The 20,152-nt window shown below is 67.1% G+C and carries 17 protein-coding genes and 1 pseudogene; 12 read left to right on the top strand and 6 right to left on the bottom strand.

Annotation, left to right across the window (positions count from 1 at the left end; genetic code table 11):
* The first annotated feature begins 4 nt into the window (after positions 1–4).
* Both IPK20_19105 and IPK20_19100 read left to right on the top strand, forming a co-directional pair.
* Positions 5–1,873, top strand: coding sequence for an N-acetylmuramoyl-L-alanine amidase (locus IPK20_19105; protein MBK8018615.1), 1,869 nt, complete (start codon positions 5–7; stop codon positions 1,871–1,873).
* A gap of 90 nt (positions 1,874–1,963) precedes the next feature.
* A pseudogene (locus tag IPK20_19100) lies at positions 1,964–2,587 on the top strand (nucleotidyltransferase family protein).
* 202 nt (positions 2,588–2,789) lie between these two features.
* Here the strand turns inward: IPK20_19100 and IPK20_19095 are convergent.
* Positions 2,790–4,742: a hypothetical protein gene (locus tag IPK20_19095; GenBank protein MBK8018614.1), complete on the bottom strand. Its 1,953-nt coding sequence runs from the start codon at positions 4,740–4,742 to the stop codon at positions 2,790–2,792.
* 27 nt (positions 4,743–4,769) lie between these two features.
* Here IPK20_19095 and IPK20_19090 point away from each other — a divergent pair, with 27 nt between their 5' ends.
* Positions 4,770–6,539 carry a hypothetical protein gene (locus IPK20_19090; GenBank protein ID MBK8018613.1) on the top strand — a complete coding sequence of 590 codons (1,770 nt, stop codon included), beginning with the start codon at positions 4,770–4,772 and terminating at the stop codon, positions 6,537–6,539.
* Positions 6,540–6,710: 171 nt separating this feature from the next.
* Positions 6,711–7,049: a hypothetical protein gene (locus tag IPK20_19085; protein ID MBK8018612.1), complete on the top strand. Its 339-nt coding sequence runs from the start codon at positions 6,711–6,713 to the stop codon at positions 7,047–7,049.
* Between the two features lie 387 nt (positions 7,050–7,436).
* Here IPK20_19085 and IPK20_19080 read toward each other — a convergent pair whose 3' ends face one another.
* Genes IPK20_19080 through IPK20_19070 form a run of 3 tightly spaced genes read right to left on the bottom strand, consistent with a single transcriptional unit; the run spans position 7,437 to position 10,381 of the window.
* Complete coding sequence (locus IPK20_19080; GenBank protein ID MBK8018611.1) at positions 7,437–8,858, bottom strand: NAD(P)(+) transhydrogenase (Re/Si-specific) subunit beta; 1,422 nt, start codon at positions 8,856–8,858, stop codon at positions 7,437–7,439.
* Between the two features lie 52 nt (positions 8,859–8,910).
* Entirely contained in the window at positions 8,911–9,225 is a 315-nt protein-coding gene (locus tag IPK20_19075; GenBank protein MBK8018610.1) for an NAD(P) transhydrogenase subunit alpha, read from the bottom strand.
* Positions 9,226–9,256: 31 nt separating this feature from the next.
* Entirely contained in the window at positions 9,257–10,381 is a 1,125-nt protein-coding gene (locus IPK20_19070; protein ID MBK8018609.1) for a Re/Si-specific NAD(P)(+) transhydrogenase subunit alpha, read from the bottom strand.
* 233 nt (positions 10,382–10,614) lie between these two features.
* Between IPK20_19070 and mutL the strand changes: the two genes are divergently transcribed.
* A complete protein-coding gene (gene mutL / locus IPK20_19065) occupies positions 10,615–12,426 on the top strand; it encodes a DNA mismatch repair endonuclease MutL (GenBank protein ID MBK8018608.1) in 1,812 nt (603 codons plus the stop codon).
* Entirely contained in the window at positions 12,308–13,426 is a 1,119-nt protein-coding gene (gene miaA / locus IPK20_19060; GenBank protein ID MBK8018607.1) for a tRNA (adenosine(37)-N6)-dimethylallyltransferase MiaA, read from the top strand. The genes mutL and miaA overlap by 119 nt, the downstream gene beginning before the upstream one ends.
* A gap of 33 nt (positions 13,427–13,459) precedes the next feature.
* On the opposite strand, the gene IPK20_19055 is transcribed toward miaA, so the two are convergent.
* Together IPK20_19055 and IPK20_19050 are read right to left on the bottom strand one after the other, a co-directional pair.
* A complete protein-coding gene (locus IPK20_19055; protein MBK8018606.1) occupies positions 13,460–13,867 on the bottom strand; it encodes a heme-binding protein in 408 nt (135 codons plus the stop codon).
* 227 nt (positions 13,868–14,094) lie between these two features.
* Positions 14,095–15,417 carry an exodeoxyribonuclease VII large subunit gene (locus tag IPK20_19050; protein MBK8018605.1) on the bottom strand — a complete coding sequence of 441 codons (1,323 nt, stop codon included), beginning with the start codon at positions 15,415–15,417 and terminating at the stop codon, positions 14,095–14,097.
* Between the two features lie 701 nt (positions 15,418–16,118).
* Between IPK20_19050 and IPK20_19045 the strand changes: the two genes are divergently transcribed.
* The 6 genes from IPK20_19045 (at position 16,119) to adk (ending at position 20,141) form a co-directional block, all read left to right on the top strand.
* A complete protein-coding gene (locus IPK20_19045; GenBank protein ID MBK8018604.1) occupies positions 16,119–16,724 on the top strand; it encodes a MotA/TolQ/ExbB proton channel family protein in 606 nt (201 codons plus the stop codon).
* Positions 16,721–17,146: a biopolymer transporter ExbD gene (locus IPK20_19040; GenBank protein MBK8018603.1), complete on the top strand. Its 426-nt coding sequence runs from the start codon at positions 16,721–16,723 to the stop codon at positions 17,144–17,146. Before IPK20_19045 ends, IPK20_19040 begins: the two co-directional genes overlap by 4 nt.
* 106 nt (positions 17,147–17,252) lie before the next feature.
* Entirely contained in the window at positions 17,253–18,254 is a 1,002-nt protein-coding gene (locus IPK20_19035; protein MBK8018602.1) for a tetraacyldisaccharide 4'-kinase, read from the top strand.
* A 78-nt stretch (positions 18,255–18,332) separates the two neighbouring features.
* Positions 18,333–18,539, top strand: a complete 207-nt coding sequence (locus IPK20_19030; protein MBK8018601.1) for a Trm112 family protein — start codon at positions 18,333–18,335, stop codon at positions 18,537–18,539.
* 109 nt (positions 18,540–18,648) lie between these two features.
* Positions 18,649–19,413: a 3-deoxy-manno-octulosonate cytidylyltransferase gene (gene kdsB / locus IPK20_19025; protein MBK8018600.1), complete on the top strand. Its 765-nt coding sequence runs from the start codon at positions 18,649–18,651 to the stop codon at positions 19,411–19,413.
* Positions 19,414–19,487: 74 nt separating this feature from the next.
* The gene (adk, locus tag IPK20_19020; GenBank protein MBK8018599.1) at positions 19,488–20,141 is read left to right on the top strand and encodes an adenylate kinase; all 654 of its coding nucleotides are present in this window, start codon (positions 19,488–19,490) and stop codon (positions 20,139–20,141) included.
* Positions 20,142–20,152 lie beyond the last annotated feature (11 nt).

The raw sequence follows: 20,152 nt of genomic DNA, 5'->3' as shown, positions 1-20,152 counted from the left end.
AACCATTCGGTGCTTCCCGGCGCTCGCCCTGTCGTGCGCCGTGCTGCTGCCTGCCGCCCAGGCGACGCAGCTCTCCGCCGCACGCCTCTGGAGCAGTCCTGAGTACACCCGCCTCACCCTCGAGGCAGACGGCCCCATCGGCTATCGCCTGTTCACGGTGCAGGATCCACCACGGCTCGTGGTGGATCTGGAAGACGCGCACGGCGCCAAGGTGATCGAAACCGTTGCGTCGCAACTGAGTCCGCTGGATCCCTATGTGCGTGCGGTGCGGGTCGGGCGCTTCAAGCCGGGCGTGGTGCGCGTGGTCCTCGACCTGAAAGCGGACGTGCAGCCGCAGGCCTACCCGCTGCCGCCCGCCAAGGAATTCGGCCACCGGCTCGTGCTGGACGTGCACCCGGTCGCCGCGCCCGATGCCCTGATGGCGCTGATCGGCGGGCCGAACACCGCGGCAACGCCGGTTCCAGCGAAGGTCGCGGCCACACCGTCCTCCACATCGCCCACAGCCGTTCCCAACGCCGTTGCAGTCAACACATCGCCCGCCGCCGTTCAACCCGCACCGGCCACCGCTTCGAAGGGAGCCGAAGTGCCGCCCTCATCGGCCGTGACGGTCGCGCCATCCTCCCAGGCTGCGGCAAGGAAAACTGCCGACATTCCCCCGGCCGACAGGTCCGCCACGGACAAACCCGCCGCGGCAGTCGCGCCCAAACCGGCCGCCCCCGCTCCATCGCGGGAGGACGACAGGATGGAACGCCTCATTACCGTGGCCGTCGATGCGGGACACGGCGGGGAGGATCCCGGTGCGAGAGGGGCGAGCGGGACGTACGAAAAGGCCGTGACGCTCGCCATCGCGCGACGCCTCAAGGCCTCCATCGACGAGATCCCCAACATGCGCGCCGTGCTCGTGCGCGATGCGGACGTCTTCATTCCGTTGCACCAGCGCGTGATCAAGGCGCGCAACGTTCAGGCGGACCTGTTCGTCTCGATTCACGCAGACGCGTACATCAAGCCCCATGCGAAGGGTTCGTCGGTGTTCGCCCTGTCCGAGCGCGGCGCCACGTCCGCCGCGGCGCGCTGGCTGGCGAAACGCGAGAACGACGCCGACCTCATCGGCGGAGTCAACATCGACGTCCCCGACCCGAACCTAAAGAAGGTGCTGCTCGACCTCTCCCAGACGGCCACCATCAACGACAGCCTGAAACTGGGACGCGCCGTGCTGAGCGAACTGTCGGAGGTGAACTCCCTGCACAAGCATCGCGTGGAACAGGCAGGGTTCGCCGTGCTCAAGGCCCCGGACATGCCGTCCATCCTCGTCGAGACGGCGTTCATCAGCAATCCGGACGAAGAGGAACGCCTCAACGACGAGGACTATCAGATCCGCCTCGCGGGCGCGATCGCCACCGGCATCCGTCAGTACTTCGCCAAGAATCCGCCCCTCGCCCGCGCCCGCATGGCGCGATCGGACTCGCCTCGCCCTCCTTTTGCCGCACCCGCGCGCTCCGCGGAAGCACTGGCGGACCTTGCACCCGTGGACGCGATGATTGCGCTGCCTCCTCCGGCAGCATCGTCGACCGCCGCAGCGGGATTCCGCCGGGCAACCTACACGACGACCGTCGAGCGGCGAACGCGTCAGGCGCGACAGGTCGCCGAACCGGTGGCCGAGCGCCGCGTGAAGATCGAGAAGAAGTCCACCCAGACGGCGGCCGGCAGGACGCATCCACGCAAAGTGGCGGACCGCTCCACCGCAGTGACACGTGCGCCCTCCCATGCTCAGGTATCCAGTTGCGAGCGCGAAGGACGGGCTGTCAAAGGGTTCAACCGTCGGACCTGCCGTCCTTCTGCCGCGGCACGGCATTCAAAGCTTCGGATTCGCTAGGTGTGAAGGCTTCGACCATGCGCAATGGTGCGGGAGCGGTTCGGTCTCGTCGCAGCCTGGCGTCGAACCCGCGCATGCCATGAGTGAGGCATCGATCCGCTCCGCGAAGATCCGTCCGGCTCTCCCGGAAGCCATCCCTTGATCACCGGAATACTCCTCGCAGCCGGTGCGGGAACGCGGTTCGGCGGCGGAAAGCTGCGTCACCCGTTCGGGCCGGAGGGTGTGCCGCTTGCCATCGCTTCCCTGCGAACGCTGCGCTCGGTGCTGCCTGTGGTGCAGGTGGTCGTCCGGCCTGGCGAACCCGAACTGCAGAAGCTCTTCGCCGACGAGAACGTTCCCGTGACGATCTGCGAACGCGCGGTGGATGGCATGGGGTACAGCCTCGCTGCCGCCGTCGCGGTTTCCTCGCCGGACAGCACGGGCTGGATCATCGCGCTGGGAGACATGCCCAGGCTCGCAGCCTCACGCTCGAGTCGGTGAAGCAGGCGCTCGAATCGGGTGCCTCGATCGTGATCCCCACCTCGCGGCCGTCGGGGTCACCCTGTCGGATTCGCCCGCCGCCACGGTGAAGCGCTCCGCTCGCTATCGGGTGATGAAGGTGCTCGCCGCATCGTCGCTGCGAACTCCGCCGATGTCGTGGAACTCCCGGTCGATGATGCCGGCGTGCTGGCAGACGTGGATACCCGGGAAGATCTGCGCCGGCTCGAAGGTTGAGCCGCCTGCGCTCGCTTCTTTGCGTTCGCCCGGCCCGCTTCACGCAAAGCGTCCGCCGCCCCCACGTGACAGCCGACATTCCGTCGATTCCCGACACGACATCTCGCCGTCATCGACCGGTCGTCAAGTGTTCCCGGGTCCAGGGTCTGGGGTCTGGGGTCTGGGGTCTGGGGTCTGGCGTCTGGGGTCTGGGGTCTGGGGTCTAGGGCTTCAGAACGATCGCGTTCAGGTTGCCACCGATGGCGAAGTTGCCGCGAAACTGATTGGACGGGCTGCGCAGTTCCACCAGAGCGCGCCCGCCCACGTTCTGCGCCGCATCGATGTCGAAGGCCCCCGCGCCGAACAGAACGCCTGCCTGCATGCGCAGGTCGCGATACTGGTAGCGGTTACCCGCCACGTACAGCGTGCCGGAGAGCGTGTCGTACTTGGTCTTGCCGCCCCGCACGCCTTCGCTGCGCGGGGTCTGCAGCGCGCGGACCAGATCGACGCCGTCGAGATTGCCCTTGTGCAGGGTGAATCCCACCTGCACCTTGGGCGCGTCGAACAAGGCGGCGAACTTGGGCGCGGTCATCTCGAACTTCCCCTGCGACTGCAGATCGCCCGTGGACGTGGCGCTGCGGGTGAAGGCTTCCATCAGGCCATGCAGATCGACGCGCTCGGTGGTGAACTCGCCCTTCACCGACCAGCCTGAACTCCAGTCGATGTCCGCGTTGGCAGTGAACGATCCCCCGTACATGGTGCCGTCGACGCCCGTGAGCTTGAGGGTGCTGCCACTCACGACCCCCTTGCCGATGATCTCGTTCACAAGGATGCCGGGACCGAACGCCGGCTTCCAGGCTCTGCCGGAGAGGGTGACCTCGAGATCGGATTCGTTCGGGGTCAGTGTGGCCTTGAGCGTGCTGTCCGTGAACCGGATATCGCCCCCCTTGAACGAACCGTCGATTCCCAACAGGAAATCGCCGCTGACGGAAGGCACGTCGACCCCCTGCAGGGCGATCTTTCCGTTCTTGAGCGAAATGCGCCTGAACTCGACCACGCTCTGACCTTCAGGGCGCTGGAACCAACCCACGATGCGGGGCAGCGCCTCGGCGGACGTGGTGGCATCCTGCGCCTCCAGTCGCTTGATGCGCACGCGGTCTTCGAACAGCGAACCGATCTCCGGCGACATCCGGATGGTGCCCACGCGGATGTCGAGCTGCTTGCCGATCTTCACGTCGTCGAGCTTGATCTCCGGACTGGGAAACAGGGCAACGTGCAGTTCGCCGATCGCCACGGGTTCGCCCAGTCGCTGGGACGCGATGCGCTCTATCGACGGCGTGTAGAAGGACATGGGCAGCAGGTGCAGACCACCGGCGACGAGGGCGAGGACGACCAGCACCCCCAGGAGGTGAGGCTGGAAACGCTTCCAGCCTGAGCGCCGCCGCGCGTCCAGCAGCGCCTTGCGTGCCGCCTTCTGGCGGTCCCGCTCTTCCTGCTCCGCGCGTTGCTTGGCCAGCGCCTGTTCGCGCTGGACCCGCTCCGCCTCCAGGCGGGCGAACTCCGCCCGCTTGCGCGCATCTTCCTCGCGCTGCTTGCGCTCCTCCTTCTCCTGCGCCTTGCGCTCGTGCTCCATCTGATTGCGCTTCTGCGCTTCTTCGAGCGCGGCCCGCGTCGCCTGCTCCTGCGCACGCCGCGTGGCATCCGCCATGGCACGGGCCTCCGCATCGGCTCGCTCCGCAGCCTCGCGTTCGGCCTGCTCCACGGCCTTGCGCGCTTCTTCCTCCAGCATGTTGCGCCGTTCGATCGCCTCGAGATCGCGGCGAAGTTCGTCTTCCTGCAGATCGAGCGCCGAGCGGGCTTCGTTGCCGCCATCGGCCGAATCCAGCGAAGACAGGTCGATGGGCTCCAGAGGAACCTCGTCCACCGGAGCGTCGCTCTCCTCCGCGACACTCATGTCGGCGGACACCTCCAGTTCCTCGGAAACCTCCATTCCGGGCAACGACACCTCGACTTCCTCGGCTGCCTCTGCCGGCGGCAGCTCACCCCCGGGTTCTGCCGGCATCTCCAGTTCGGCCAGCAGGAGCCGGGAAATCTCGTCGCGCTTCCGCGCTTCCTCGTCATCGAGCGGCTCTTCCGATCCGGCGGCCAGCGAGAGGGCAGGTGCTGCCGCCGCCACCAGGGCGGCAGCGGCTTCCGCCTGCTCATGCGCCCGCTGTTCCGCCTCTTCCCTGGAGCGCCTTTCTTCCGCTGCCTTCAGGCGCGCAGCCTCTTCCTCTTTCTCGCGAGCCTGCACCGCTTCGCGCTCGGCCCGCTCGCGCGCCTCGGACTCTTCGGCCCGCACACGCTCTTCCGCAGCCTGCCGCTCCCTGCGTTCCTCCTCCTCGCGCCGCTCGGCCGCCTCGCGCTCGGCCTGCTCACGCGCCCTGGCCGCCGCCTCGCGGACACGAGCTTCCTCGGCCTCCCGCTCCTGAGCTTCCCTTTCCTCGCGTGCGCGGCGCTCGCTCGCCTCGCGCTCCGCCTGTTCGCGCCGTGCCCGCTCTTCCTGCTGGCGCTGCAATTCCGCCTCGGCGGCAAGCCGCTCTTCCTCCTCGCGGCGCGCGCGGTTCGCTTCTTCCTCGCGCCGCCGGTCGAGTTCCTGCTGACGCAGCCGCTCTTCCTCCTCGCGTCGCCGGGCGTCGTCTTCCTGGCGCCGGCGGTCGTCTTCCTCGCGGCGCTTGAGCTCCTCCTCCAGCTTGATGCGCAGCGCCTGCTCTTCCTTGCGCTCCGCCTCGATCTCCGCGCGGGCCGTCTGCTCGGCGGCAAGTCTCGCCTGCTGCTGCTCTTCGCGCGCCTGGCGTTCCTGCACCTCGCCCTGCCGCCGGGCTTCCTCCTCGTGCCGGCGGCGGTCTTCTTCCGCGCGGCGGCGGTCTTCTTCCTCCCGCCGGCGATCCTCGTCCTCGCGCCGCCGCTGTTCTTCCTCGCGCCGCTTCCTCGCTTCCTCTTCCAGCCGGCGCCGATCTTCCTCTTCGCGCCGGCGCAGTTCCTCTTCCAGGCGGCGGCGTTCCTCCGCTTCGCGCTGTCGCTGCTCCTCGAGGGCCTGCTGCCGCTTTTCTTCCTCTTCCTGCCGGCGGCGCTCCTCTTCCTCGCGCCGCTTGCGTTCTTCCAGTTCGCGCGCGAGGCGCTCCTCGAGTTCGCGCCTGACGCGTTCCTCTTCCTGGCGCCTCCGCTGCTCTTCCTCTTCACGCCTCCGCCGCTCCTCCTCCTCGGCGGCACGGCGAGCCTGCTCTTCCTCTTCCCTGCGGCGGCGTTCCTCTTCCTCGCGCCGCTGCCTTTCTTCCTCTTCGCGCCTCCGCGCTTCCTCGGCCTCCTGCCGCAAACGCTCGCGTTCTTCAGCCAGGCGGCGTTCCGCTTCTTCACGCGCCTGCCGCTCGGCTTCCTCGCGGACGCGCCTGGCCTCCTCTTCAAGGCGCACGCGCATTTCTTCCCGCGCACGGATCTCCGCTTCCTCCCGCGCCCGCCTTGCCTCTTCCTCTATCCGGCGCTGGGCTTCCTCGCGAGCGGCACGCTCGGCCTCCTCCCGGGCCCGCCGGGTTTCCTCCTCGATCTTGCGCTGGGCTTCCTCGCGCACGAGGCGCTCGGCTTCCTCCCGCACGCGCCGCGTCTCTTCCTCCAGCTTTCGCTGCGCCTCCTCGCGCACGATCCGCTCGGCTTCCTCCCGCGCCTTCCGCGCCTCCTCCTCCAGCTTCCGCTGGGCTTCCTCGCGCAGGCGCCTCTCCGTTTCCTCCACCTTGCGCTGGGCTTCCTCGCGCGCAAGACGCTCGGCCTCTTCCTTCAGCCGCCGGGTCTCTTCCTCGATCTTGCGCTGCGCTTCCTCGCGCGCATTGCGTTCGGCTTCCTCCCGGACGCGGCGCGCTTCCTCTTCCAGCTTGCGTTGCGCGTCCTCTCTGGCCTGCCGCTCGGCTTCCTCGCGCACGCGGCGCTTCTCTTCCTCTAGCCTGCGCTGCACCTCTTCGCGGGCATTGCGCTCGGCGACGGCCTTGGCCTTCTTCGCCTCTTCCTCGAGCCGCTTGCGCTCCTCCTCGAGCTTCTGACGCTCCCCTTCGAGGCGCTTCTTCGCCTCCTGCGCAATCCGGGCGCGCCGCTCGGCATCTTCACGGGCGAGTTGTTGAGCCTCGATGCGTGCGCTGGTCTCCTCAGCCAGTTTGGCCCGCAGATCGGCTTCCTGCTTCTCCTTGGCGGCCGCGAGTGCCCGCGCGCGCTGCTCCAGTTCGGCGATCTGCCGGCCCTCCACCTCCGCCTTCTGCTGCTGCTCCGCAGCTTCGCGGGCCTTCTGCTCGGCGTCCTGGCGCTGGCGCGCCATCCGCTCCTCGGAGGCCTTGCGTTCGGCGGCGTCGCGCGCCCGCTTTTCGGTTTCGGCGTTGGAATAGACGTTCGCGCGCCCCTGCCGGGAAGCGTTCGTGAAACTGGTGAAGTCGAGATCGTCCGCGTAGTCCAGCCCCGGTGACGGCGCCGCTTCGGCGCGCGGGGACGCGATGATCTCCTTGATGAAGCCCAGGTCCGACAGCTGTCGCAACTGGACGACGAGATCACGTTCGGAAATGGGAGCGAGCTTTTCCTGCAGCTCGACGTAGGTGGAACGCCCATCGATGAGCGTCAGGAGGCGATGCAGGTCCTGGACAGTGCTCGCGACCGGTTCTTGACCTCCATGAGCCCCTTACCGGTCTTCGCGAAAAGAGTCGACTTGTCCATGCGCTCCTTGCTGCCTGTTCGTCCGGCGCGGGCATGCCGCAGCCGGGGGGCTTGCCGTACCCCATGGTCCGGCCCGACCTCGCCGGATTATATGGCCCGCCGCCGCCCGCGCCATGGTGCGGACGGCGGTGGTCTCCCTCTGTCAGTCGATCGCCTTGACGATGTCCTCGATGACCTTCTTGGCGTCACCGAACACCATCATCGTCTTGTCCAGGTAGAACAGCGGATTGTCGAGGCCCGCGTAGCCCGCCGCCATGGAACGCTTGTTGACGATCACGGTGCGCGCCTTGTGCGCCTCGAGGATGGGCATGCCGTAGATCGGGCTGCCCTTCTCGTGCGCGAGCGGGTTCACGACGTCGTTCGCGCCAAGGATCAGAACCACGTCCGTGGTGCCGAAATCGCTGTTGATGTCTTCCATCTCCAGCACCTGGTCGTAAGGAATCTCCGCTTCCGCGAGCAGCACGTTCATGTGGCCGGGCATCCGTCCCGCCACCGGATGGATGGCGTAACGCACCTGCACGCCCTTGGCCGTGAGCTTGGCCGCCATCTCCTTCACCGCGTGCTGCGCCCGCGCCACCGCAAGACCATAGCCGGGAACGATGATCACGCTGTCCGCGTTGCCCATGAGGAATGCGGCGTCGTCGGCACTGCCCGACTTGACCGACTTCTGCGGGCCGCCGCCCGTCACCGCTCCGCCTTCGCCGCCGAAACCGCCCAGGATCACGTTGAAGAACGACCGGTTCATCGCCTTGCACATGATGTAGGACAGGATGGCGCCGGACGATCCGACCAGCGAGCCGGCGATGATCAGCATGGGGTTGTTGAGCGAGAAACCGATGCCCGCGGCCGCCCAGCCCGAGTACGAGTTGAGCATGGACACCACGACCGGCATGTCCGCTCCACCGATGGGAATGATGATCAGCACGCCGATCACGAAACTCAGGAGCAGCATGAGGAAGAACGCACCCCAGTTCCCGGTGAACATGAAACCCAGCCCCAGAACGAGGAGTGCGATACCCAGCAGCAGGTTGAGCAGGTGCTGGCCCTTGAAGACGACCGGCGCGCCCTGGAACAGACGGAACTTGTACTTGCCCGACAGCTTGCCGAACGCGATCACGGAACCGCTGAAGGTGATCGCGCCGATGGCCGCCCCCAGGAACAGCTCGAGCCGGTTGCCGGTGGGAATCGGGGTGTCCCTCGCCGTGATGCCGAAGGCGTGGGGCTCGGCCACCGCGGCCACCGCGATGAACACGGCCGCCAGACCGATCATGCTGTGCATGAAAGCCACCAGTTCCGGCATCTTGGTCATCTCGACACGCTTGGCCATCACGGTGCCCACGGCTCCGCCGACCAGCAGACCGAGCAGCACATAGCCGATGCCGGTGGCGGGCGATGCGCTCAGCTTGACGATGAGTCCCACGGTGGTGAGCACCGCGATGGTCATGCCGGCCATGCCGAAGCCGTTGCCGATCCGCGAGGTCGTCGGGTGGGACAGACCCTTGAGCGCCTGGATGAAGCAGATGGACGCCACGAGGTACAGCAGTGTGACGAGATTCATGCTCATCGTGCGCTCTCCCGGGACTGGGACGTGCTTTCGCAGTTCATGTGCAGGCCGTTCACTTGTGACCTCCCGCGGCGGGCCGGTCCTTCTTCTTGAACATCTCCAGCATGCGGCGCGTCACGAGGAATCCGCCGAATACGTTGACCGCCGCGAGCGCGACCGCGAGCACGCCCATGGTCTTGCCCAGACCGCCCTCCGTGAGCGCGGCCGCGAGCATGGCACCGACGATCACGATCGCGGAGATGGCATTGGTCACCGACATGAGCGGTGTGTGCAGCGCCGGCGTGACGTTCCAGACCACGTGGTAGCCGACGTAGATCGCCAGCACGAAGATGATCAGGTTGATGATGGTGGGGTTCAGGGTTTCCATGGAGGAGCTCCGGGGCGTGGGCCGGCGGTGATCACGTGCGGACGAGTTCGCCGCCGATGCACGCGAGCGTGCCGGCGACGACTTCGTCCTCGCGATTGAGATTGAAGGGACCGGTCTTGGCATCGAGCATGAGCGCGAGGAAGTTGTGGAGGTTGCGGGCGTAGAGCGCGCTGGAGTCCGCAGGCACCGTCGCGGGAAGGTTGGCGATGCCGACCAGATGGACGCCGTGCTTGACGACCGTCCTGTCCAGTTCGGACAGCGGACAGTTGCCGCCCTGTTCCACCGCCATGTCGACGATGACGGAACCGGGCCGCATGCTCTTCACCATGTCTTCGGTGACCAGCACCGGCGCGGGCCGGCCGGGAATGAGCGCGGTGGTGACGACGATGTCCGCCTGCTTGATGCGCTCGGCCACCAGGGCCGCCTGACGCTTGCGGTAGTCGTCGCCCATGTCCCGGGCGTAACCGCCCTGGCCCTTGGCGAGTTCCTTCTCCGCGTCGGTGAGCGGCACCTCGATGAACTTGGCCCCGAGCGACTCGACCTGTTCCTTGGTCTCCGGCCGCACGTCCGTGGCTTCCACCACCGCCCCCAGCCGCTTGGCCGTGGCAATGGCCTGCAACCCCGCGACGCCGACCCCCATGATGATCACTCGTGCCGCCTTGATCGTGCCGGCCGCCGTCATGAGCATGGGCATCATGCGCCCGTAGGTGTTGGCGGCGATCATCACCGCCTTGTATCCGGCGATGTTGGCCTGCGACGAGAGCACGTCCATGCTCTGGGCACGGGAGATGCGGGGCAGCCATTCCATGGCGAACGCGGTGACGCCTCGCGCGGCGATGGCCTGCAGACCTTCGGCGCGGTAGGGCGCAAGGAGCCCCACCAGCATCTGGTCGCGGCGCATCTGCTCGAGTTCCGAGGGTTCGGGGCCGCGCACCTTCAGCACCAGATCGGCACTGCCGTACACGTCCACCGCGGAGGAGACGATGGTGGCGCCCGCCGCGACATAGTCGGCGTCCTGGTAGGACGACGCCAGGCCGGCCCCTGCCTGGACCAGAACCTTGTGATGACCGCCCTGAGCGTACTTCTTGACGGTTTCGGGGGTGGCGGCGACCCTTGTCTCGCCGGTGCGGATCTCTGCGGGAATACCTATCTGCATCCCTGATGAACCTCCTTCGACGGGAATTCCGGACTGCCCTTCCGGTGCCGGTCATTGCGAGATCGGCGGAATGTCATTGAACTGGGCAGGCCAAAAAAACGACGCATTATAGGTGCGGGTACGTTCCGTGACCACCAACCGTGCGCCGCGCCGGACGCCAGCGGTTCGCATCGTGCAGGTTCTCGAGGCGTCGCGCCAGCACGTTCCGTTCGGCGATAATCGCGGTCCAGCCCATGAGCATCATCCAACGCCTTCCCGACCTGCTCGTCAACCAGATCGCCGCCGGCGAGGTCGTCGAACGCCCTGCCGCCGCGCTCAAGGAGCTGCTCGAGAACAGCATCGACGCCGGTGCGTCCGAGATCGTTGTGGCACTTCGCGAGGGCGGGGTCCGCCAGATCCGCGTGCAGGACGACGGTGGCGGGATGACGCGGGAAGACCTTCCTCTGGCCGTCGCCCGTCACGCGACGAGCAAGATCGCTTCGCTGGAGGATCTTCAGGCCGTCCGGACGCTGGGCTTCCGTGGCGAGGCCCTGGCCAGCATCGCCTCGGTGTCGCAGTTCTCGCTGACGAGCCGCGGAGCCGGCGAGCGCCACGGGTGGAGCATGGACGTGCACGGGGGAACGGTCGGCGAGATCGAGCCCGCGCAGTGCGACCGCGGCACGGTCGTGGACGTGCTGGACCTCTTCTTCAACACGCCCGCGCGGCGCAAGTTCCTGCGCACGGAGGCCACGGAGTTCGCTCACTGCGAGGAAGCCGTCCAGCGCGCGGCGCTTGCCCGGCCCGACGTCGGATTCCGCCTCACCCACAACGGCCGTCTGGTGCTGCGCGTGCCGCCGCAGGACGCCCGGGCCCGCACGAGCGCCGTGCTCGGCGAGGCTTTCATGCAGGCCTGCGTGCATTTCGAGGAATCCGCCGCAGGACTTCGCATCCATGGCTTCCTGGGGTTGCCGACCGCAGCCCGCAGCGCGAGGGACGCCCAGTACTTCTTCGTCAACGGCCGCTTCGTCCGCGACCGCCTGCTTGCGCACGCGGTGCGCGAGGCCTATCGCGACGTACTGCACAACGATCGCCACCCGGCTTTCGTCGTTTTCCTCGAAGTGCCGGCAGACAGCGTCGACGTGAACGTACACCCGACCAAGACGGAAGTGCGCTTCCGCGACAGCCGGGCGATTCATCCCTTCGTCCGCCACGCGCTGCAGAAGGCGCTGGCGCGGCCCGGGCCCGAAACCGCCGCTGCCATCGAGTCCGCTCACTGGGCCGCCACCGCTGATTCGCTCGCCACCGCTCCTGCCACCCATTTGGCGCGGCAGGATCCCATCCCCCTCGGCACGGCCGAGCCGCTCGCCTTCTACGACGCGCTGTTCGGACGGCGGGAGCCTGCGCCCTCCGAGTCGTTCTCATCGACGCCGTTCGCGGGGTCCGTCCCACGGCTCGCGGACGGGAGGAGCGGTTCCGGCGAGTCGCCGCCGCTGGGGTTCGCGCTGGCCCAGCTCGCGGGTGTGTACGTCCTCGCGCAGAATTCGCAAGGCCTCATCATCGTCGACATGCACGCGGCGCACGAACGGATCGTGTACGAACGCCTCAAGTCAGCGCTGGACAAGGCCACCATTCCCACCCAGCAACTGCTCATTCCGGCCACCCTGCTCGCCACCTCGCTCGAAGTCGCGACCGTGGAGGAGCACGGCACCCTGCTGGAGCAGCTGGGATTCGAGATGGCGGTATCGTCGCCCACCAGCATCGTCGTCCGCTCCATACCCTGGCTGCTCCGCGATGCGGACCCCGCCGTGCTCGCCCGCGACACGCTGCGCGAGATCGGCGAAGTGGGCGCGAGTCACGTGCTCACCGGAAAGCGCGACGAGATGCTGGCGACGCTCGCGTGCCACGGCGCGGTGCGCGCGAACCGTTCGCTGACGCTTGCGGAAATGAATGCGCTGCTGCGGGAGATGGAGGAGACGGAGCGTTCCGGGCAGTGCAACCACGGCCGGCCGACCTGGCAGCAGATGTCGATGGCGGATCTCGACCGCCTGTTCATGCGTGGGCGCTGAGGCCTTCCCCCTGCTGGAGCCAGCCGTCCTGGACACTCCCACCGGTCGCGAAGTGGCACGCGAGACCCGTCCCGACGCCATTCTGTTGATGGGTCCCACGGCGAGCGGCAAGACCCGCGTCGCGCTGTCGCTGGCACGGCATCTTCCGGTGGAGATCGTCAGCGTCGATTCGGCACTCGTCTACCGTGACATGGACATCGGCACGGCGAAGCCCGACGCCGCGATGCAGCGGCGTGTGGAGCATCACCTCATCGACATCATCGATCCCACCGAGAGTTACTCGGCCGCCCGATTCGCCGAGGACGGATGGGCGCTGGTGGAGCAGATCCGCGGAAGAGGCCGGATACCGCTGCTGGTCGGCGGCACGATGCTCTACTTCAAGGCGTTCCGCGAAGGGCTTGCCGAGCTTCCGCCAGCCGATCCCGACACGCGGCGCGTCATCGACGCCATGGCGGCAGAACTGGGCTGGCCGGCGCTGCATCAGACCCTGCATTCGCTCGATCCCGTCACTGCAGCACGCCTGGAACCGACCGATGCGCAGCGCATCCAGCGGGCGCTCGAAGTGTGCTACGTCACGGGCGAGCCCATGTCCAGGCTGCTCTCGGAAGGACGCTCGGCGCCGCCCCCCTCGACATTCGTGGCCGTTGCGCTCGAACCTTCGGACCGTTCGGTGCTGCACCAGCGCATCGCCGCCCGGTTCGAGGAGATGCTCGAACTGGGTCTGATCGGCGAGGTGGAGCGGCTGAGAAGGCGCTATCCCCTCACGCCCGAGATGCCCTCCATGCGCTGCGTGGGATACCGGCAGGCGTGGCAGTACCTCGACGGGGAGTTCGGCTTGAATCGCCTCAGAGAGACTGCGATCGCCGCGACTCGTCAGTTGGCCAAACGTCAGCTCACGTGGTTGCGGGCAACCGGAGACGTCGACCGCATCGACTGCCTGCGGGACGACCTGGAGGCGTGCGTGCTGGACCGGATCGGCGCACGCTTCGGCGTGACGTGACGGCCTGCCGCCGCAAGCCGTCACGCGAGCGCGTTACTGGCCGCTCAGAGAGTCCGCACCGGCCTTGGCGATCTGTCCGTCCTGCTGCGACGTGACGCCGGAGACGCCGATGGCCCCCACGATCTGACCGTTGAAGACCAGAGGAAGTCCGCCTTCGAGGGTCAATGCCTGATCGAGCGAGAGTATCGCCGTGCGCCCGCCGGCGATGGCATCCTCGAACACCTTGGTGGACCGCTTGAAGGCGGAGGACGTGCGGGCCTTGCGGATCGCGACGTCCACACTGCCGTACTGGGCGCCGTCCATGCGCTGCAGATAGAGAAGCTGGCCGCCTTCGTCCACGATGGTGATCACTACGTTCCACTTGTTCTTGACAGCCTCCGCCTCCGCCGCCGCCGCGACCTTCTTCACGGCCTCGAGGGACAGCGCCTTCTTGTCGATCATCTGGGCAGACACTCCGCCGGCGACGGCGGAAATGGCAAGAGCGAGGCAGGCGCAGCAAAGGGCACGCAGGGCTTTCATGGAACTCTCCTCCTATGGAATGGCGCGGACACCGGGACCCGGGCGCGGCTGGCAGACAACGGTCGGACAGACGAGGCAGGTCCGCGAACGGATGAACCTCATGGAACCGTCGAATCAGCCCGAACGATACTCCGCCCGAGCGACTGCCATCAATCCGACGAAGATGTCACCGTGGCCGCGAGCGTGCCCGCGGAGAGCTTGATGTCGATGCCATCACCGGCGGAAACGGTTGCCGCATCGCTCACGATGCGGCCGGCAGAGTCGCGAACAATCGCGTAGCCGCGCTCCAGCACCGCGTCGGGATCCAGGTGCCTCAACGCGCCGGAGAGCCGGTCGAGCACCGCCGTCCTGGACACGACGGACTGCCGCATGGCCCGGTCGAGTCCCGCACCGAGCATCGCCACGGATGCAGCCCGGCTCACGGTGGACGGCCTCGCGGCCATCAGCCTTCGCTCGGCGGTCGAGAGGCGCCAATTCCGTTGAACGTTCTCCGAGGCATGCGCACGCTGGAAGCGCTCGCCCAGGTGCAGCAGGAGCGCGGCATTCATGGCGAGACGCTCGCCGGGATGGCGCAGGCGTGCCGCGGCCGCATCGGTACGCTGCATGCGCCGTTCGAGCCCTCGCACGGCCGAGCGGTCGAGCGCCTGGCCAAGATGGCCCAGCCGGTGCGCGATGTCCACGCGGTCCGGCACGGCCGCCACCGCGGCGGCCGTCGGTGTCGGTGCACGCCGGTCCGCGACGAAATCGATGATCGTGACATCCGTCTCGTGCCCGACTCCGCTCACCACGGGCATGGCGCTGCGGAACACCGCACGCGCGACGGCTTCTTCATTGAAGGCCCAGAGATCCTCCAGGGATCCGCCGCCCCGGCACACGATCAGAACGTCCACCTCGCCCCGTGCGGAGGCGGCATCGATGGCCTCGGCGATCTGCCGGGCGGATCCGTCGCCCTGGACCGGGGCCGGATAGAGCACGACCCGGGCCGCCGGCCAACGACGCCGCAGCGTCGTCAGTACGTCCCGCAAGGCCGCAGCCTGGGGGGACGTCACGATTCCGACAGCACGTGGCAGACGAGGCAGTTCCCGTTTCCGTGATTCGTCGAACAATCCCTCGTTCTGAAGCCTGGACTTCAGCCGTTCATACGCCTCGAAGAGCGCCCCCAGGCCGGCCTTGCGGACGAAGTCGACGTTGAGCTGGAAATCGCCACGCGGCTCATAGAGCGTGGGTGTCGCGCGCAGTTCCACCTTCTGTCCGTTGGCCGGAAGCCAGTCGAGCAACTGCGCGCGCTGGCGAAACATCACGCAGCGCAGCTGGGCCTGTTCGTCCTTGAGGGAGAAATAGCAGTGGCCGGATGCGGCCCGCGTGAAGTTGGAGATCTCGCCACTCACCCAGGCGAGCGGCATTGCGGACTCCACCACTTCGCGCGCCATTGCCGCGAACTGGGATACGGTGAGCACGCCGGCGCCGATCATGGGAAGGCCGGGGCCGCAGGAATGCAGTGCAACCCCGATGTCATTCCCCCTCCGGAATCGGCTCCGCACGCTGTTGCCGATCCGCAACAGCAGACGATCTTTTGCAACTGGATCACGCAATCGTGTCCGTCACGGGCTGGAATCACACAAGTCACTGAATTCTCGAAGATAGTCTCGTGAACAAAATTTGAGCGCGGCAACAAAACTCCTTTCCGGCGCATTACTTAGGCAGCATTTCGACAACCTGTGCACAGCGTTATCCACAGCGCCTGTGGAAAAAAACTTCACGCAACCCGATGGCATACATCATCAAGATGCTCCGATAACGCCCTGCGCCTTCGATCATTTCCCTGGTGGCGCCGCCCACTCGACTCGCCCCCGCCGACGCGCCGCACTGATCGGGCGGGTCGCACTTCCCATCGAACATCGTCAACGGCCAGGCGCGCATCGTCCTTCCTGTTGCGACGCCAGATCGTGCGGAACTCCCACGCGCAACAAAGGTGCAGCAGGGACGGCGCCCAAGGGCTGACGCTGCATCCGGATTGCGCGATGCTGCCATGCGATGGAACGGATCGGCCATGGGCCTCTTCCGGGACACACCTTTCCCGTCGCGAACGCAGATCCATGATGACGCCATTTCGAGTTGCGCCAGACTGACACCCAGGCTAGAGTCTGCGGATTTGCACCGGGGAGTTCCATTCGTGCTTGCGATCATCGAGGCAGCCGGCTGGCCCATCTGGCCCATCATCGCAGCGTCCGTCATCGCACTGGGCATCATCGGTGAGCGCCTGTGGAGCCTGCGCGCCGCCTGCGTCACCCCCAAGGGGCTGCTGGAACAGACTGCGGAAGAATACCGGACCCGCGGCGTATCGCAGGAAATGCTCGACCGGCTGTCGAACCAGTCCGTGCTCGGACGAGTCTTCGCGGCGGGACTGCGCAACGAGAAAAGCTCGCGGGAAGTGGTCAAGGAGTCCATCGAGGAAGCCGGCCGTGCCGCCGCGCACGAACTGGGCCGATTCCTCTCCGGCCTGGGCACCATTGCATCGATCGCACCCATCATGGGTCTGCTGGGCACGGTGATCGGCATGATCGAGATCTTCGGTTCGCAGGGGCCGACGGGCACCACACCCACGCAACTCGCCCACGGCATCTCGGTCGCCCTTTACAACACCGCGTTCGGCCTGATCGTGGCGATCCCCAGCATGATCTTCTACCGGTACTTCCGGAACAAGGTGGATTCGGCCGTGGTGGAGATGGAACAGCAGGCCGTCAAGCTCGTCGAGATCATCCACGGCGACCGCCGATGAATTTCCGCCGTGGAACGACGCGTGAGGAGCCGGAGATGAACCTCATCCCGCTCATCGACGTGCTGCTGGTGATCCTGATCTTTCTCATGGTCACCACGACCTACTCGAAGTACGCGGAACTGCAGATCAACCTGCCTTCGGCCGATGCCCCGCAGGCTGCGGAACGGCCGAAGCAGATCGACGTGGCTGTCACGACCAACGGACGTTACGTCGTCAATCGCACCCCCGTCGTCTTCACGAGCGCCGATGCGTTCGGCAACGAGCTGAAGCGTGCGGCCGGTTCCAATCCCGACCCCATGGTCGTCATCAACGCCGACGCGAACGCCACCCATCAGTCGGTGATCAACGTGCTCGAAGCCGCGCGGCTCGCCGGCTTCGGCCGCGTGACCTTCTCCACGCAGTCGCCTCCGAAAAAGAAGTGACGGTGACCGCTTCGCAGGAGTGCCGGCACCGAGAAGTCTGGCACCCGCGGGGCGTGCCTGGAGTCGCTGACGGCCGTTCGCCGTCGGCTCTGACGGATCGCCGCCCATGAAGGCAGCGCCTGCCTTCTGGAACAGTCTGGGCCCGCTCGCGCTGGCGCTGCTGCCTCTGGCCAGTCTGTACGCATTGGTGATGGAAGGGCGCCGCGAGCTTTATCTGCGGGGTTGGAAGAAGACCCTCCGGCTGCCGGTCCCGGTCGTCGTGGTGGGCAACATCACGGTGGGCGGAACCGGAAAGACGCCGCTCATCGTGTGGCTCGCTCATGGACTCGCCCGGCGCGGATACCGGCCCGGCATCGTGACCCGCGGTTACGGCGGCAGCGGGAAGGGCGAATCGGAGGTCCGGCCGGACAGCGACCCTGGGGACGCAGGCGACGAGACAGTCCTTCTGGCTCGCCGCAGTGGCTGCCCGGTGTGGCGGGGGGCGGACCGGGTGGCGGCGGGCCGGGCACTGCTGGCCGCCCACCCGGAATGCGACTGCATCCTGAGCGATGACGGCCTGCAGCACTACCGTCTCGCGAGGCGTGTGGAGATCGCCGTGGTGGATGGCGCGAGAGGATTCGGCAATCGACTTCCGCTGCCCGCCGGGCCGCTGCGCGAGCCGGTGGACCGCCTCGAACAGGTGGACGCCGTCGTCATCAACGGTCCGGGCGAGGTGCCGGTGCCGGCGGGATTCGCCATGAGGCTTTCGGGGGAGAAGCTCGTCAACATGGTGCAGGGGCATCGCGTGCGCGACCTCGCGGCCAAGGCCGGAACGAAGGTTCATGCGGTCGCGGGCATCGGCAATCCGGACCGCTTCTTTCGTACCCTCAGGGCTGCGGGACTCGAGGTGACGGAGCATGCGTTTCCCGACCATCACCGTTTCACCCCGGCAGACCTCGATTTCGGCGACGACCTGCCGGTGATCATGACGGAGAAGGATGCCGTCAAGTGCTTCGGGTTCGCTGCCGAACGCTGGTGGTACCTGCCGGTGGCGGCGAGCGCCGATCCCGCGCTGCTGGACGTCGTGACCACACGCCTGGGTGCCCCCAGGACATTGCCGGCCCGCTAGTCCCAGCCTGCCGTCGTAGAATCGCCGCTTGCGGACGACATTCCGCAGCCCACCCTCACCTCCGCTGCGAGCCTGTACATGGCCCTCGATGCAAAGATTCTCGAAATCCTGGTCGATCCGCTGACCAAGGCGCCGCTTCTGTATGACCGTGACCACGCCGAACTCATCTCGATCGAAAGCGCCCTCGCCTACCCCGTCCGCGACGACATTCCGGTGATGATCGAGGAGGAAGCGCGAAAGCTGAGCGTCGACGAGGTCGACGCCTGGCGGAAGAGAAAGGGCTGAACGCCGGACAATGACCCGCGCCACGGTGGGTCCGGGGTTGCCGGGCCCAGGGCCCAGGCTCTAGGGTCCAGGGTCCATCCCCATCGCGCATCGCTTATCCCCCATCGCCATGTTTCACGCCGTCATCCCCGCCCGATTCGCATCGACCCGCCTTCCCGGAAAGCCCCTGGCCGACATCGCCGGCAAGCCGATGATCGTCCGTGTCGCGGAACGCGCGGCATCGAGCGGCGCAGGCGAAGTCTGGGTGGCGACCGACCACGAAGGAGTGGCACGGGCGGTTCGCGATCACGGTCACCAGGTGACGATGACTCGCGATGACCACCCCACCGGAACCGACCGCATCGCGGAGGTCGTGGTGCAGCGAGGCTGGAGCGACGACACGATCGTCGTCAACGTTCAGGGCGATGAACCGCGCATCGCCCCCGAATTGATCCGCGAGGTGGCAAGGCGCCTCGAGGAAAACCCGCAGGCATCCATTGCCACGGCATGCCATCCCCTCGAGTCCGACTCGGACCTGTTCGATCCAAACGTCGTCAAGGTCGTGATGGACCGCCACGGCAACGCCCTGTACTTCAGCCGCGCCACGATTCCCTATGCGCGCGACTGGTTCAAGGATCACCACACGATCGCTCCGGGGCTGCCCGCCTACCGTCACATCGGCATCTACGCCTACCGCTGCGCCTTCCTCCGCGCCTATGCCTCTCTGGAGCCGGCTCCCGTCGAACGATTCGAGGCGCTCGAACAGTTGCGGGCGCTCTGGCACGGCTACCGCATCACGGTCGCGGTCACCGAGCACGCGCCGGAAGCGGGCGTGGACACTCCTGCCGACCTCGAACGGGTCCGCGCACTCTACTCGGGGACGGCAGCGCGCTGACCCTATAATCCGGCCCTCGCGCGCGGTCGGACCGGTCGCCGCCCCTCTCATCAACACGTCACGGAAGGGAAGTCATGCGATTGATCCTGTTGGGCGCGCCCGGCGCGGGCAAGGGAACCCAGGCCGCTTTCATCGTCGAGAAGTTCGGCATTCCCCAGATCTCCACCGGCGACATGCTGCGTGCCGCCGTGAAGGCCGGCACGCCGCTCGGCGTCGAGGCGAAGAAGCACATGGATTCGGGCGGCCTCGTACCCGACGACGTGATCATCGGGCTGGTGCAGGAGCGCATCAAGCAGCCGGACTGCGCCAAGGGTTTCCTGTTCGACGGATTTCCACGCACGATTCCCCAGGCAGAAGCCATGAAGACCGCGGGCGTGATGCTGGACCACGTGATCGAGATCGACGTCGAGGACGCGGAGATCATCAAGCGGATGTCCGGCCGGCGCGTTCACCTGGCCTCGGGACGCACGTATCACGTGGTGTTCAATCCCCCCAAGGTGGCCGGCAAGGACGACGCGACGGGCGAGGACCTCGTCCAGCGCGCCGACGACAACGAGGACGTGGTTCGCAAGCGCCTCGAGGTCTATCACAGCCAGACGCGTCCGCTGGTGGACTACTACCTCGGCTGGGCGAAGAGCGGCGCCCCCGGAGCGCCGCGCTACGCGCGGATCGCCGGCGTGGGGTCGGTGGAGCAGATCCGCGACAAGGTCTTCGCCGCCCTCTCCTGAACCGGCAGCCC

It is taken from the genome of Betaproteobacteria bacterium, from assembly GCA_016713305.1.
Taxonomy (GTDB): Bacteria; Pseudomonadota; Gammaproteobacteria; order Burkholderiales.
Note: the sequence above shows the minus strand (reverse complement) of the source record. Positions and strands in the feature narration are given on the sequence as shown.